This window comes from Archangium lansingense, from assembly GCF_026626635.1.
GTDB classification, from domain to species: domain Bacteria; phylum Myxococcota; class Myxococcia; order Myxococcales; family Myxococcaceae; genus Archangium; species Archangium lansingense.
Map to the genome: position 1 here is coordinate 7,180,243 of NZ_JAPNKA010000001.1, position 16,531 is coordinate 7,196,773.

Annotated in this window: 4 protein-coding genes and 1 pseudogene; 1 reads left to right on the forward strand and 4 read right to left on the reverse strand. The window is 70.9% G+C overall.

The annotated features are described in order from the left end of the window. Window position 1: 1 nt before the first annotated feature. The 4 genes from OV287_RS28865 to OV287_RS28880 are packed head-to-tail and all read right to left on the reverse strand — an operon-like array spanning window position 2 to window position 15,908. Window positions 2-1,645: a GMC oxidoreductase gene (locus OV287_RS28865; RefSeq protein WP_267537273.1), complete on the reverse strand. Its 1,644-nt coding sequence runs from the start codon at window positions 1,643-1,645 to the stop codon at window positions 2-4. Then, window positions 1,645-4,836 (reverse strand): type I polyketide synthase, encoded by a 3,192-nt coding sequence (locus OV287_RS28870; protein WP_267537274.1) that lies wholly within the window; start codon window positions 4,834-4,836, stop codon window positions 1,645-1,647. Before OV287_RS28870 ends, OV287_RS28865 begins: the two co-directional genes overlap by 1 nt. A gap of 54 nt (window positions 4,837-4,890) precedes the next feature. Beyond that, window positions 4,891-9,423 carry a type I polyketide synthase gene (locus OV287_RS28875; protein WP_267537275.1) on the reverse strand — a complete coding sequence of 1,511 codons (4,533 nt, stop codon included), beginning with the start codon at window positions 9,421-9,423 and terminating at the stop codon, window positions 4,891-4,893. A gap of 5 nt (window positions 9,424-9,428) precedes the next feature. After that, on the reverse strand, window positions 9,429-15,908 hold the full coding sequence (locus tag OV287_RS28880) for a MupA/Atu3671 family FMN-dependent luciferase-like monooxygenase (RefSeq protein ID WP_267537276.1): 6,480 nt from the start codon (window positions 15,906-15,908) through the stop codon (window positions 9,429-9,431). A 463-nt stretch (window positions 15,909-16,371) separates the two neighbouring features. On the opposite strand from OV287_RS28880, the pseudogene OV287_RS28885 reads away from it, so the two are divergent. Beyond that, window positions 16,372-16,488 (forward strand): annotated as a pseudogene (locus OV287_RS28885) (hypothetical protein); the annotation flags it as partial. Window positions 16,489-16,531: the final 43 nt, after the last annotated feature.

A 16,531-nucleotide genomic window follows, 5' to 3' on the forward strand; every position in this document is an offset into this window, starting at 1 on the left:
GCTACAGCCGGGCGTTGACCAGGTCCGCTACGCGCAGGGCATTGGCGGCGATGGTGAGCGAGGGATTGATGCCTCCACTGGACGGAAAGAAGGAGGCGTCCACGACGTAGAGGTTGTCCACGTCGTGCGCTCGGTTGCTTGCATCCAGCACGCTGGTTTCGGGGGACGTACCAAAGCGGCACGTCCCACAGACGTGGCCGAGGTTGAGAGCGACGTCCTTGGGGTTGGAGATGAGCTTCACCTTGAACTTCGGAGCCAGGCTCCGGAGGAAGAGTCCGCGCGACAGGTCCACCCGGCGTCGCAGCTCGTCATGGACACGATACTGGTAGCGCACGACGCCGTCCTCGGATGCGCCGGTGACGCGGTTCTCCGCGTAAGGCAGATCCTCCAGCACCGAGCCGAAGACAGCCCGCTTGCGGTAGATGCGCGCGCCGATGTCCGCCACGAGCGGGAAGATCGGGCTCAGCACCCTCAGCCACGCCGGCAGCGAGTGCTTCCCTCGCAGCCAGGTCAGCACCTTCTCCTTGTCGATGCTCAGCGGGTGCGCGTGGAAGTTGCCCAGCTTCTCTTCCCCGTGCCGGTAGAAGTCGTTGAGCGATACACCATGGGCCATGTCGAAGGACGCCAAGGCCTTGCGCGCCGTCACCAGGTAGTGGTCCGAGCAGTGGAGCATCAGATTGCGCCCGACGAGGTCCCGGTTGTTCGCCAGGCCGTTCGGGTGCCGCGATGACACCGAGCGCAGCAGCAACGCCGGAGTCATGAACGCACCCGCCGCCATCACGAACGTCCGGCCACGCACCTTGAAGACCTGGCCATCCTTCCGCCGGCACACGGCGGCCCTCACGACCCCACCCTCTTCCTCCAGGGACAGCACCTCGCACCAGTCGAGGATCCCAGCGTTGAAGGACCGCAACGCGGGCCGCAGGCACACGCGCCCCGCATCATTGCGACACTCCCGCGGGCAGAGTGCGCCCACGCAGGTGTCGCAGCCCGGCACTTGCTCGCAGGCGTAGTGGATGCGGTAGGGGTTCAGCCCCAGTTCCTTGAAGCCCTCCAGGAAGGCCTGCTCCTTGCCCACCGGAGCTGGCGGATCCATCAGACGGAACGACACACCGGGGCGCATCGGGTCCGCCGAGCCGCGCACCCGGTACAGCTCTTCCGCCTTCGCGTAGTAGGGCGCGAGCTCCTCGTAGGTGATGGGCCAGGCCTCGGGCAGCGTGCTCGCTCCGGTGTCCTTCCGCCCCTGACGCGGGGTGAAGTCCTCCGGGAAGAACCGATCCATCACCATCCCGAAGCGAGAAGACGAGCCTCCACCGCCCGCCCCCAGTGGGTGGAGGAAGGACTGCGGCTCGCGACCATTCAACTGCTGCATCAGCGCTTCGGGCCACTGGCCGGCGTGCAGGCGCCGCTCTTGCCTGGTGGAGGCAACCAGCGCCGTGGCACCTGACGGGGCGCTGCTCGGGGCCTCCGTTTCAACGCCATACCGAGCGGGACCCCGCTCCAGGAAGAGCACCGAGCGCCCCTGGCGCGCGAGCGAATACCCCAGCGTGGAGCCGCCCATGCCGGTGCCGATGACGACGACGTCCCAGCCGTCCAGCGCCACGGGCCCGCCGGACGGGGCTTGCAGTGTGTTCGGTTGCGTCATCACAGATCCTCGGCCTCGTCGTCTGTACGGCGGAGGGTGCGCTGCCGCGCCAGGGCTTGCTTGCGGCGCTGGAGCGTTGACTCCGGGGCCTGCGCCTCCGGCTCCGAACGCTTCTCTTTCGTCTCCTGCTCCGCTGGATTCAACAGCGCCGCCAGAGCCTCCACGGTGACGCCCTCGTAGAGGCTGGAGGCGGGCACATCCAGGCCCAGTTGCTTCTTGATGCGGCCGCTGAGCTGCACGGCGATGAGCGAGTCACCCCCCAGCTCGAAGAAGTTGTCCTGGATGCCAATGGGCGCCACCCCCAGCATCTCCTGCCACAGCTCCACCAGCGACCGCTGCAGCGGTGTGCCCGGCATGACATAGGCACTGCGAAGCTGCGGGCGCGGCTGGCACGGACGCGCACTGCTCGCTTCGGTCCCCTGCTCCGCCTGCGCTTCCGGCGCGGCGGCATCGGTGGTCACCGCCCGGGGGGCGGGCGCGGCCATGGTGGCAGCGGGCTCCACCCAGAAGCGCTGGCGCTCGAAGGCGTAGGTAGGCAACGGCACGCGGTGGCGGTGCTCCGCGCCATGGAAGCCCTTCCATTCCACGCCAACACCCGCCTGCCAGAGCCGGCCAAGCGTCTCGTAGGCCAGCGGCGGCACGCCGGCGGTGGTGGCGCCGTCGTCCCGGGGCGGAGGCATGGAGGCCAGCACGGCGTGCGTGGACGTGAACGCCGGGTGGCGCTTCGCCAACCGTCCCAGCACCTGGCCGGGGCCCACCTCCAGCAGCACGCGCTTGGAGTCGGAGGAATAGAGGGTGTGCAGGCCATCCGCGAAGCGCACCGCTTCTCGCAGGTGCTGGGCCCAGTAGCGAGGGCTCGTCGCCTGCTCGGCGGTGATCCACGTGCCGGTGACGTTGGAGACGAAGGGCAGCGTAGGCGGCTTCAGCGGCACCGCGGCCACCTGCGCGGTGAAGGCGTCGAGGATGGGGTTCATCATCGACGAGTGGAAAGCATGCGACGTCACCAACAGGCTGCACTGCACGCCCGCTTCCTGGAGCTGACGCCTCACCGCCTCCACCGCCGCGTGCGTGCCGGACAGCACGCACTGCATGGGCCCGTTGAGGGCCGCAAGGCTGAGCTCAGAGCCCCCGGAACGCAGGTACGGCTGCACCTCGTCCTCGGACAGGGGCACCGCTAACATGGCGCCGGAGGGCAGCCCCTGCATCAGCTTCCCGCGCGCGGCCACCAGCCGCAGCGCGTGCTCCAGGGAGAAGACGCCCGCCAGGCACGCGGCCACGTACTCACCAATGCTGTGGCCCAGCATGGCCTGCGGCTTCACGCCCCAGGACATCCACAGGCGCGCCGTGGCGTACTCGAGGGTGAAAAGCGCGGGCTGGGTGAGCGCCGTCTGCGCCAGCTTCTTCCCGCACTCCTCGGCGGCCTCGGGCTTCGGGTACAGCACCGTCCGCAGGTCCAGCCCGTCCAGATGCTGCTTCAGCAGCTCCGCACACCGATCCACCTCGGCGCGGAAGACGGGCTCCGCCTCGTACAGCGCGCGGCCCATGTCCACGTGCTGCGAGCCCTGGCCGGGGAAGAGGAAGGCCACCGGACGCTCCACCGCGTCCTGGGACTCGGTGAGCACACGAGGGCCCTGGGGCTGGGACAACGCCTCCACCGCGTCCTCCACGCTCCTCGCCAGCACGAAGCGGCGGTGCGTGAAGCGCTGGCGTCCGGCCTGGAGCGTCCACGCCACGTCCGCCAGATTCACTCCCGGCTGGCCCTTCAGCGCCTCCTCCAACCGCTTCGTAGCCGACTCCAGCGCCGCGGGCGTGCGCGCGGACACGGCCAGCAGCTGCCACGCGCGCCGCGAGGGTGCGCTGGCCGGCAGCACGGGCGCCTCCTCCAGCACCACGTGCGCGTTGGTGCCGCCCACTCCGAAGGAGCTCACGCCCGCGCGCCGAGGAGTCGTCCCCGCGGGCCAGGGCTTGAGCGTGGCGTTGACGTAGAAGGGGCTGCCGTCGAAGTCGATGGCCGGATTGGGGCGCTCGTAGTGGAGGCTGGGAGGCAGTTCGCCGTGCTTCAGCGCCATCACCGTCTTCATCAGGCCGGTGATGCCCGCGGCCGCGTCCAGGTGGCCCACGTTGCCCTTCACCGAGCCCAGCGCGCAGAAGCGCCGCCGCTGGGTGGTGGCGCGGAAGGCCTGGGTGAGCGCCTGCACCTCGATGGGATCGCCCAGCGGCGTGGCGGTGCCGTGCGCCTCCACGTAGCCAATGTCGTCCGCCTCCAGCCCCGACGCCGCGAGCGCCTCGGCCACCACCTGGGACTGGCCCTCCACGCTGGGCGCGGTGAAGCCTGCTTTCAGTGAGCCGTCATTGTTGGTGGCCGAGCCCTTGATGACGGCATGGATGGTGTCACCGTCCCGCACCGCGGCACGCAGCTTCTTGAGCAGCACCACGCCCGCCCCGCTGCCAAAGAGCGTGCCCTGTGCCTTCGCATCGAAGGGACGGCAGTGCCCATCCGGAGAGGCCATGCCGCCCTCCGCGTACCGGTAGCCGTGGAAGAAGCCCACGTTGACGGATGCGCCACCCGCCAGCGCCATGTCGCACTCGCTGTTGAGCAGGCTCTGGCAGGCCTGGTGCACCGCCACCAGCGACGTGGAGCATGCGCTTTGCACGGTGTGGCTCGCGCCACGAAGGTTGAGCTTGTACGAGACGCGGGTGGCCAGAAAGTCGCCACCATTGCCGATGTTCACCTGCACCGGCTCGAAGGACTCCAGCACGCGGGGGTTTCGCGCCAGGTTCATCAGCAGGTACGTGTTGAGCGTGGCTCCGCCGAACACGGAGATGGAGCCCGGGTAGTCACGCGGCGAGTAGCCCGCGTGCTCCAGCGTGTCCCAGCACACCTCCAGGAAGACGCGGTGCTGCGGGTCGGTGATCTCCGCCTCGCGCGGCGGCATGTCGAAGAAGGCCGCGTCGAAGTGCTCCGGCTCCGGGAGGATGGCCGCGGCCCTCACGAAGGCCGGGTCCTCCAGCCGGTCTTCCGGCACGCCCGCCGCGCGGCACTCCTCCTTGGAGAAGAAGCGGATGGACTCCACTCCAGCGCGGAGGTTGGCCCACAGCTCGGTCACGTTCCGGGCTCCGGGAAAGCGCCCGGCCATGCCGATGATGGCGATGTCGGCGTCGTCGAACTCCTGCGGGAGCTTGCTATCCACGGTGTGTCGTCTCCAGGGTGTCGTGTCTCAGGGGCATCGGAGCGGACGAGCGCCCTACTCGCGGCGGGTGCGCCGCTCCCGCCGCTGCGCCCCACGGCTCTGACTGGTCTCGAAGGCGGAGCTCTCCGCTGAGGCTGGGACCGCGGCCTGGCCCAGCTTCTTCGCCAAGGCAGCCACGGTGGGAGCCTCGAAGACGCTGGTGAGCGGGACGTCCCGCCCCAGTTCCCGCTTCAGCCGGCCGACAATCTTCAGCCACAGGAGCGAGTTGCCCCCCAGGTCGAAGAAGTTGTCGTGAATGCCGAGCTGCTCCAACCCCAGCTGCTCCTGCCATACGCGCACCAGCACGCGCTCCACGTCGTCGGTGGGGGCCACGTACTCAGTACCCAGCGTGGGCCGCGCGTGCAGCGCGCCACCGGCGTCCTTCTTCGCCCCCGCGCCCTCGCGGCACAGCCACTGCGCCACGCGCGCATCCAGGTTGCCCGTGGACACCACCACCTGACCGGCCAGCGGAGCCTCCACCACGCGGCGGAAGGCCTCCACCGCCTCGGCGGGCGACATGGCGAACTGGTCGATGCTCGTCTGAACGGCCTTCTCACCCTCGGCGGCGTCCAGCGGCCAGCCGTCCCAGGTGGCGCTCAGCCACCGCGAGCTTCCCTGCCGGGAGCGAGCCACCGCGAAGGCGTCCAGGAAGGCGTTGGCCGCCGCGTAGGCCCCCAACCCCAAGCCGCCCAACACGGAGGCGTTGGAGGACACCAGCAGCACGAAGTCCAGCGAGCGACCGGCCAGCGCCCGCTCCAGGGCGTACGTGCCGTGCACCTTCGCCCGGAAGTGACGTGAGCACGTCGCCGGTTCCATCCCTCCGAGCAGCGCCACGGCGCCGTCGCCCGCGAGGCCCGCCGCGTGGATGACGCCATCCAGTGCGCCAAAGCGGGCATCCACCTCCGCCAGCACCGTGCGCAGCTGCGACTCGTCCGCCACGTCCGCGCGGGCCACCAGCACCTCCGCGCCCGCGGCCTCCAGCGCCCGCACCGCGCGCTGGCGGCGCCCGTCCGCGTCGTGCTCCGCGCCGGAGCGGCCCACCAGCACCAGCCGCGCCTGGTGGTTCCGAGCCAGGTGCTCCGCCAGCCGCAGGCCCACGCCGCCCAGACCGCCCGTGATGAGGTACACGCCTCGCTGCTTGAGCGGCTGGGCCGCCGGGGTGTCCGCCTCGATGCGCAGCGACTCATACGCCTGCACCTGGCGGTGCGGGCCACGCCAGGCCACCACCGGGTCGGTGGCGTCCGACGTCACCTCGCGCACCAGCGCGTCCACCGTCGGGGCGCGCATGTCCACGTAGCGGCAGGCCAGGGTATCCAGCTCCTGCGGAATCACCTTGCACAGCGCTGGCAGCGTGGCGCGCTCGGGGGCCACCGTGTCCGCGCTCTCCACCTCCAACGCCTCGCGACCCACCACCGTCAGCGCCACGGGGCCGGGCAGCTCCGCCCCGGACAGGGCCTGTACCAGCCGCAGCACTCCGAAGAAGCCGCGCTCCTGGGCCTCCTCGAAGCCCGCCCCGGCCGCGTCCAGGCTCCACAGGTACACGACCCGTTCCACCTTGAAGTCCTTCGCCTTCAGCGCGCTCAGCAGCTGGGCGTGGTCCTCTTGCACACGCGGGTCCACGGTGAAGTGGTGCTCCGTCTCCTGGTGGAAGCGCGCACCAGGCGTCACGCGGATGACGCCGTGGCCCAGGCGCTCCAGCCGCTCCGCCAGGGCCGAGCCCAGGCCCCCTGCGTCCTGGTAGACGAGCCACCCGCGGGGCGTCACGGGCCCCGACTTGGGCAGCGGTAGCGGCGCGCGCTGCCACGAGGGCAGGTAGAACCAGCCAGCCACGTCCGCGCTCTTGCGCGCCACGCCCTTGCGGCGCGAGGAGGCCGCTTCCGGCGCCAGCCAGTAGTCCTGGCCCTCGAAGGGATAGGTGGGCAGCGGCACGCGCAGGCGCCGCGCGCCGCCATGCACGGCACTCCAGTCCACCTCCACGCCCGCGGCCCAGAGCCGGCCGACCGTGGTGGTGAGGAACTCGTCATCCGCCATCGGGTCCTGCGGGTGGCGCAGCGAGGAGAGCACCGCAGGCGCCTTGGGGCCGGTGAGTTGCAGGCGCGCCAGCGTTCCCAACGTGCGGCCCGGGCCCACCTCCAGGTAGACGCGGCCGGGCTGGGTGGCCAGCGTACGAATGCCGTCGCCGAAGCGCACCGTCTGCCGCAAGTGCCGCGTCCAGTACGCCGGGTCCACCGCCTCCTCCGGCGTCATCCACGTACCAGTAACGTTGGAGACGATGGGCAGCGTAGGGGCGTTGCGCTTCAGGGTGCCTACAAAGGCCTGGAAGCGCGCGAGGATCGGCTCCACCAGGTGCGAGTGCGCCGCCACGTCGATGGGGATGTGGCGGAACTCCACCTCGCGCTTTGTCAGCTCGGCGGCCAGCGCCTCCACGGCTTCCACCGTGCCGGCCACGGCGCACTGTGAGGGCCCATTCATCGCGGCGATCGACAGCGTGGACCCGAGCAGCGGGCGCACCTCCGCCTCGGGCAACGGGACGCTGAGCATGCCGCCGCCGGGCAACTCCTCGAAGAGCTTGCCGCGCAGCACCACCAGCGCCAGCGCGTCCTCCAGCGAGAAGACGCCCGCGAGGCACGCCGCCGTGTATTCGCCCAGGCTGTGGCCGATGAGCGCCTCGGGCTTCACGCCCCAGGACTGCCACAGCTGCGCCAGCGCGTATTCCACGGTGAAGAGCGCCGGCAGCGCCAGCGAGGTGCGCTTGAGGCGCTGCACCGCGTCCGCCGCATTCGCCGCGTCCGGGTACATGACGGGCCGCAGGTCAAAGCCCAGCCGGGGCCGCAGCAGCTCGCAGCACCGATCCACAGACTCGCGGAACACCTTCTCGGAGGCGTAGAGGCCACGACCCATGTCCGGGTACTGCGCGCCGCCGCCGGGGAACATGAAGACGGCCGAGGGCGCGCTGTTGCCCGGGGCCAGGGTGAAGATGCGCTGCGGGTCCTTGGACTCCAGCGCCGCCATGGCGCTCTCGCGGCCCTCGCATACCACCACGCGGCGGAACTCCATGGGCTTGCGGCCCGCCTGGAGCGTCCACGCCACGTCCGCGAGCTGCTGCTCCGGGTGAGCCTTCAGGTGCGCCAGCAGCGCGGCCGTCTGCGTCTCCAGCGCCGTGGGCGTCTTCGCGGACAGCACCAAAAGCTGCCAGGAGCGCGGAGCATCCCCGGGCGCAGTGGCCGGAGCCTCCTCCAGAATGACGTGCGCGTTGGTGCCGCCAATGCCGAACGAGCTCACGCCCGCGCGCCGGGGCGTGTCCCCCTCCGGCCACGGCTTGAGCGTGGCGTTGACGTAGAAGGGACTGCTCTCGAAGTCGATGCGCGGGTTGGGCTTCTCGTAGTGGAGGCTGGGGGGCAGCTCGCCGTGCTCGAGCGCAAGCACCGTCTTCAGCAGGCCGGCGACACCCGCCGCCGCGTCCAGGTGGCCCACGTTGGTCTTTACCGAGCCCAGGCCGCAGAAGCCGCGCTTGTCGGTGCCAGCGTGGAAGGCCTGGGTGAGGGCCTGCACCTCCACAGGGTCACCCAGCGGCGTAGCGGTGCCGTGGGCCTCCACGTAGGAGATGGACTCCGGGGACACCTCCGCCACGGCTTGGGCGCGGGCGATGACCTCCGCCTGCCCCTCGACGCCGGGGGCGGTGTAGCCCACCTTCACCGCGCCGTCGTTGTTGATGGCCGAGCCGCGGATGACGGCATGAATGGTGTCTCCGTCATTGAGCGCGTCCTCCAGGCGCTTGAGCACCACCACACCCGCGCCGCTACCGAAGAGCGTGCCCTGCCCCTTCGCGTCGAACGCACGGCAGTGCCCGTCTGGCGAGGAGATGCCGCCCTCCTGGTAGTGGTAGCCCGCGCGCTGCGGCATGTGCACGGACACGCCGCCCGCCAGCGCCACGTCGCACTGGAAGCCCAGCAGCGCCTGGCAGGCGAGGTGCGTGGCCACCAGCGACGTGGAGCAGCCCGTCTGCACGGTGAGGGCCGGCCCCTTGAGGTTGAAGTGGTACGCCACGCGCGTGGCGAGGAAGTCCTTGTCGTTGCCCACCATGGCCGGGAAGGTGTCCTCGGCCTGCTGGAACTCCGCGCGAGAGAGCAGGTTGAACAGCAGGTAGCTGCTCAGGCTGGAGCCCGCGAAGACGCCGGTGGAGCCCTGCAGCCGGCCCGGTGCATAGCCCGCGTGCTCCAGCGCCTTCCATGCGCACTCCAGGAAGATGCGGTGCTGCGGATCCAACAGCTCCGCCTCGCGCGGCGCGTAGCCGAAGAAGGCCGCGTCGAAGCGACCCGGCCGCTCCAGCACTGGCGCGGCCCGCACGAAGTTCGGGTTGGCCAGCCAGCCAGGCTCCACGCCCAGCGCCTTCATCGCCTCGTCGGTGAAGAAGGAGATGGCCTCCACGCCCTCGCGCAGCATGCGCCAGAAGGCCTCCACGTCTTCCGCGCCGGGCACCCGGGCGGCCATGCCAACGATGGCCACCGCGAGGCTCGGATCCCCCTCGTACCGGGTATGACGACCCATGATGTCTATCCCTGTTTCCTTGCGCGCTGCTGCTGACGCTTGAGGCTCTCGAGCTGCCGCTTCGCCCGGTCCTGCGCGGCCTCAACAGGCGCCGCGCCCGACGCGGGCTCCTGCCGTAGGTGGCGCGCCAGGGCGCTGATGGTGGGATGCTCCAGCAGCTTGAGCAGTGGCAGATCCTGTCCCAGCACCGTCTTGAGCTTCGTGTGCACCTGCACCATGAGCAGCGAGTGCCCGCCCAGGTCGAAGAAGTTGTCGTGCACACCCACCTGCTCCACCTTGAGCACCTCGCGCCATACCTCGGCGAGCTGCTGCTCCAACTGGCTCTGCGGCGCCACGTAGGCTGCCTTCGTCGCGCGCGCCGCAGTGGGCGCCGGAAGCGCCTTGCGGTCCACCTTGCCGTTGGGCGTCAGCGGAAGCGCCGGCAGCTCCACCACCAGCGACGGCACCATGTGCTCCGGCAGCCGCCGCGCCACCGCATCACGCAGCGCGGCCGCGTCCACCGTCTGCCCCTCGCGCGGCGCCACGTACGCCACCAGACGCACGTCACCCGGCTCATCCTCGCGGGCCACCACCACCACCTCGCGCACCACCGGCTGCTCGGCGATCACCGCTTCGATCTCACCCGCCTCGATGCGGAAGCCGCGCACCTTGAGCTGGTGGTCCACGCGGCCGAGGAAGTCCACCGTGCCGTCATCGCGCCACCGTGCCCGGTCTCCCGTGCGGTAGAGCCGCGCGCCCGCCTCGCCACGGAACGGGTCCGGCACGAAGCGCTCCGCCGTCAGCTCCGGCCGCGCCAGGTAGCCACGCACCACGCCCGCGCCGCCGATGTACAGCTCGCCCGGCACCCCCACCGGCACCGGCCGCAGCTTCGCATCCAGAATGTAGAACTGCGTGCGGCTGAAGGGCGTGCCGATGGACGTCACCGGCCCGGCCTCCTCCCGCACCCCATGGGTGGAGGACCAGATGGTCGTCTCCGTGGGGCCGTACATGTTCAGCAGCTCAGCGCCCGCCGGCAGCGCCTGCCGCAGCGCCGTGGCCAAGGGTGACGGCAGGGCCTCGCCACCCACCATCATCCGACGCAGGCCGCCCAGCGCCTGTGCGGACTCGGAGTCGGACAGCAGCGCGCGCGCCAGCGACGGCGTGCACTGCAAGTGCGTCACCGCATGCTCACGGAGCTGCAGCGGAATGGGGCGAGAGCCGCTCGTGCGGCGGCTGTCCCGGTCGCTCCGGGCCTTCACCTCGCGCAGCAGCGGCAGGCTGGCGAGCACCGTGTCCGCGGAGATGCCGAAGTCGATGAGGCAGCCCACCTCGTCCACGCCCAGCGCCTTGAGCCGCTCCACGCTGTCGCGCACGGTGCGCGGCGTGCCGAAGAGGCCGCTCGTCTCGAAGTAGCGCTCGAAGGCGTGGCCCGCCAGCCGGTCCAGGTCCGCGTCCGTGAAGGCCGCCGAGTCCATGTCCAGCCCCAGCGTGCGCCCCAGGCCGCGCATCAGGTCCGCGGAGCTCTTGAGGTAGTTGCGGAACGGGCGCTCCACCACCGCGCGCACCTGGCCGGCGTCCTCGCCGATGAAGGTGTGCAGCATGAGGGTGACGTGGCCCTCACCCGGGTGGCCCGCCGCCCGCCAGGCCTCGCGGTAGAGGGCCAGCTTCTTCTCCAGGTCGTCGTACGTCTGCCCCAGCAGGTGGGTGAGGACGTTGCAGCCCATCCGGCCCGCGGAGATGAAGGTCTCCGGGTTGCCCGCCGCCGTGAGCCACACGGGCAGCTCCGCCTGCACCGGGCGCGGACGCAGCGTCACGTCCACCGGGGTGCCAGCACCGCCGGGCAGCCGCAGCGTCTCGCCGCGCCACAGCCGGCGCACCGTCTCCAATCCCTCCAGCATCAGCTCGCGGCGCTTCTCGTAGCGCTCCGGGGCGAAGACGAAGTCGTTGGCGTGCCAGCCCGACGCCACGGAGATGCCCACGCGGCCGCGCGAGATGTTGTCCACCAGGGACCACTCCTCCGCCACGCGCACCGGGTGGTGCAGCGGCAGCACCACGCTGCCAGCGCGGATGGCCACACGCTCGGTGATGGCCGCGATGGCCGCGCCCGCCACGGACGGGTTGGGGTACAGCCCGCCGAAGGCGTGGAAGTGACGCTCCGGCGTCCACACCGCCGCGAAGCCATTGCGGTCCGCGAACTTCGCGCCCTCCAGCAGCAGCCGGTAGCGGTCGCCAGCGGAGGCCTCTTCGTCATCCGCGAAGTAGAAGAGGCTGAAGTCCAGCGGCCGGCGGCGCGTGGAGGACGCACGGGCCGACGCCTTCAGCAGCGCGCCCTCCCCCTGCACCACCACCTTGAAGCCCCGCGCCAGCGTCCACAGCAGCTCCAGCACGGAGATGTCGAAGGAGATGCTGGTGACTGCCAACCATGAGCCCTCGGGCTGGGGGCCCACGCGCGCGTCCATGGCGGTGAAGAAGTTCGCCACCCCGCCGTGCGGCACCATGACGCCCTTGGGCTTGCCCGTGGAGCCGGACGTGTAGATGACGTACGCCAGGTTGGCCGGACCGGTCCCCGAGGGCGGAGGCGCGTCTTGTCCCACGGCCTCGGCCACCTGGGGTCCGTCCAGCAGCACGGTGCGCGCGCGTCCAGCGGACACCGTGCCGTCCAGGTGAGACTCGGTGAGCAGCACTGCCGCGCCCGAGTCCTCCAGCATGTAGGCCAGGCGCTCGCGCGGGTAGTCTGGATCCAACGGCACGTAGGCGCCGCCCGCCTTGAGCACGCCCACCATCGCCACGACCATGCGCGCCGAGCGCTCCACGCACAGGCCCACGCGCACCTCGGGGCCCACGCCCAGCGAGCGCAGGTGCCACGCCAACGCGTCACTGCGCCGATCCAGCTCGGCGTAGGTGAGCGAGTCATCGTCCCCCACCACCGCCACCGCATCCGGTGTGCGCGCGGCCTGGGCACGGATCTGCGCGTGAATGCACGAGGCCGCGTCCTCGGTCGCGGGCGGGGTGAGATCGTTCCACTCCACCAGGAGCCTCCGCGTCTCACCCTCGGTGAGCAGCGGCAGGTCCTCCACGCGCAGCTCCGGCGAGGCCACCACCGCACGCAGCAGCGTCTCCAGGTGACCGGCCAGCCGCGCCATGGTCGCGGGCGCGAAGAGGTCCGTGCGGAACTCGAGCGCGGCGGACAGGCCCTCGGGCGTCTCCACCAGCGACAGCTGCAGATCGAACTTGGCCGTGCCCTCCACCGCGCCGTCCGGCACTGGCAGCACCGGCTCCCACTTCATTCCCGGCACCGCCATGTCCATGGGCGGCAGCGCCTCCAGGAGCAGGCTTGTCTGGAACAGCGGGTTGTCCGCGCCGCGGGCCACGCGGGCCGCGCCCACGACCTCCTCGAAGGGCAGGTCCCCATGGGCCAACGCCTCGTGGAAGGTGCGGCGCGTGCGATGGAGCAGCTCGCGGAAGCCCGGCTGGCCGGAGACGTCCGCGCGGAGCACCAGCGTGTGGGCGAAGAAGCCCACCACGTCACGCAGCTCGGGCCGCTCGCGGTGGGACACCACAGTGCCCACCCCGAAGTCCGCCTGCCCGCTGTAGCGGTTCAGCAGCGCCGTCCACGCCGCCGCCAGGGTGACGAAGAGGGTGCAGCCCTCGCGCCGACCCAGGGCCTTCAGCTCCTCCACCAGCGAGCGCGGCAGGGTGAATCGGTGCAGCGCGCCCTGGAAGCCGGGCTCCTTCGGGCGGGGGAAGTCGGTGGGCAGCTCCAGCCGAGGCAGCCCCGCCAGCTTCTGCGCCCAATACGCACGCTGGCCGTCCAACAGCCCGCCCAGCCCCTGCTGCCACCGCGCGAAGTCCGGGTAGCGCAGCACGGGCGTGGGCAAGGTGGAGGCCGCGCCCGTCGCCGCCGCGCGGTAGAGGACCGCCAGCTCACGGGCCAGCACGCCAATGGACCAGCCGTCCGTGATGATGTGGTGCTGCGTCATCAGCAGCACGTGCTCCGCGTCCGCCAGCGCGACCAGCTGCGCGCGCACCAGCGGGCCCTCGGCCATGCGGAACGGTTCCCGCGACTGGGCCAGGGACAGCCGCTGCAGCTCCGCCAAACGGGCCTCGGGCGTCAGGGCTCGCAGGTCCGTCTTCGGGAGCGCCAGCGGCGCGGCGGGGCGCGTCTCCAGGCGCGGCTGACCGTCGACCTCGGGGAAGGCGGAGCGCAGCACCGGATGACGCTCCAGCAGCGCCTCCAGGCTCGCGCGCAAGGCGGCCTCATCCAGGGGACCGGAGAGGTGGAGCTGGAAATGGACGTTGTAGAGCGGGCTCTCCGGCACCAGCCGGTCCAGGAACCACAGGCGGAGCTGGCCAGACGACAGCGGCGCTCCCTCCGTTGGTCCGGCCACCAGCGGCGGCGCCACCAGCGCGGACTCCGGGCGCACACCCTTCCACGCCTCCAGCAGGGCCGCGGCGGCGGACGCCACCGTCGGCTGCTGCCACAGGAAGGCGGCCGGCAGCGCCACGCCCAGCTCCGACTCCAGCTTGCCGTGCAGATCCAGCACCATCAGCGAGTCCAGGCCCAGGCTCCCGAGCTGCGTGTCCCCGGCCAGCTTCGCCGCGTCCACGCGCAGCACGCGCGCCACCGAGTCCCTCACGAAGCGCTCCGCCACTGCCACGCGCTCCGACTCGGGCGCCTTCGCCAGCTGCTCCCGCAGCGGCACCTCTGCATCCTGCGCGTGTGGCCCGCTCCCCTCCCCCTCCACCACCGAGGACTCCACCACCTCCAGCGCACCCGCCAGGTACGCCGCGCGGGTGGCGCGGCGCTGGATCTTCCCGCTGGACGTCTTCGGAATGCTGCGCGCCTGGATGAGCACCACGCCATGCGCGTGCACCGCGTGCTCCTCGGCCAGCGCGCGGCGCACGGCGTCCACCACGGATGCCGCGTCCAAGCCGGCGCGCACGTCCACCTCGGCCACCAGCACCAGGCGCTCCTCGCCCTCCACGTCCACGCTGAAGGCCGCGCAGCAGCCAGCCCTCACCGCCCGGTGCGCCCGCTCCGCCGCCAGCTCCAGGTCCTGCGGGTACAGGTTGCGGCCGCGGACGATGAGCAGATCCTTGAGTCGGCCGGTGACGAACAGCTCGCCCTCCGCCGACAGGAAGCCCAGGTCTCCCGTGCGCAGGAAGGGGCCCTCACCCGATGCCAACCGCCCGCCGAACGCGTGCGCCGTCTCCTCCGGACGCTGCCAGTACCCCTGGGCCACGCTCGGGCCCGACACCCAGATCTCCCCCACCTCGCCAGCCGCGCAGGGCTCGCGCGTCTCCGGGTGCACCACGAGCGTCCGCTGATCCGGCGCCCCCCGGCCGGAGCCCATCAGCCCCAGGGCCCGAGGGCCCTCCTCCTGGGAGGACTCCACCGCCCTGCCGCGCTCCAGCGCCTCCGCGTCGAAGCGGCCGTGCACGTACGGCTCGCCCTGCGTGCCGCCGGTGACGATGAGCGTGGCCTCCGCCAGCCCGTAGCAGGGATAGAAGGCCGTACGCTTGAAGCCGCTCGGGCCGAACGCCTCGGCGAAGCGCTCCAGCGTCTCGCGCCGCACCGGCTCCGCGCCATTGAACGCCACCGCCCAGCTGCTCAGGTCCAGCCGCGCGCGATCCTCGTCCGTCGCCTTGCGCACACACAGGTCGTACGCGAAGTTGGGACCGCCACTGCACGTGGCCTTGAAGTGGGAGATCGCCTCCAGCCACCGCAGCGGCCGCTGCAGGAAAGCGATGGGCGACATCAGCGTGCACGGGAAGCCCAGGTACAGCGGCTGGATCACCTTCCCGATGAGCCCCATGTCATGGAACATGGGCAGCCACCCCATCCCGGACGAGCGCGACGGCTCCAGGTTGAAGCCGCGGGTGATGAGCGCCTCGTTGTGGAAGATGTTCGAGTGGCTCACCATCACCCCTTTGGGGTCGCCGGTGGAGCCCGAGGTGTACTGGAGGAAGGCCAGTGAGTGGGCCTCCAGCTCCGGCCGCTTCCAGTCCGCCGCGTGCGCCTCGGGGACGGCGTCACTGGCCAGCCACTGCAGCTCGCCCAGCTCCGGCGCCTGCGGCCGGAAGAGCTCCGACATCTCCACGATGAAGCTCGTGGTGAGCACGTACTTCGCGCCGCAGTCCCGGGCGATGGCCCGCAGCCGGGGCAGCGTGCGCTCCAGCCGCGTCGGGTCCGGCGGATAGCACGGCACCGCCACCACCCCGCCATAGAGACAGCCCATGAAGCCAGCGACGAACTCCATGCCCGGCGGATACAGCAGCAGCGCCCGCTCTCCCGCAGCGCCCGACTCCCGCAGCAGCGCGCCCAACGCCCGAGCCCGCGCGTCCAGCCGCGCGTAGCTCCATTCCTCCACCCCGCCGTCCACGTCACCCGTCTCGAGGAACCGGTAGAGCAGTTCGTTGCCCTGTCGCTCCGCGCGGTAGCGCAGCACGTCCACCAGATTCAAGCACCCTGGAACCACCAGCTCCTCCTCATTCCAATCGGCCATGTCTGCCCATGCCCCGCACTCGGCGCGGGCCACTCGGACAGGAAATCTTCACATCAGTGGATGAGGGACCGGGCGCGCACGCACCAAGGGGAAACGCCTGCATCCCCCCTCTGAATGCCTGGCGCCTGCGCCTGCCTGCTGCGCCTAGCCCGTCTTTCCTAGAAAACGGAAATTACAACTTAGGTAGATATTCCCGGTACAAGTATGGCATTGGCCTCATCGACACCACCCGCCACATTTCTGCAACAAGCGCTTCTCGTATTTCACTTGGAAAACACTCTGGTCGTACCCTATATGTTTTGCGCGTCAAAGAGCTTTCACGAGAAACACCGCTTTATCAGGACCCACCGGAACCTACCGTAGGGGCCTGATGTAGCGCGCTGTTGCTGGACCCGCGGGAGGTGCGCGCGCCGAGCTATCAGGCGGCGGCAGGACTCATGCGTGGATCGTCCTGGGAGAGTCGATGCGCGCGGTACTGACAAATTTTGGTAGCACGGGAGACGTCCTGCCCTTCGTTGCATTGGCGGTGGAGCTGCGACGTCACGGGCACCGGCCAGTGCTCGCGCTCCCGCCCTCCTTTGAATCGCTGGCGCGGCACCATGGCGTGGAGTTCGTTCCCGTAG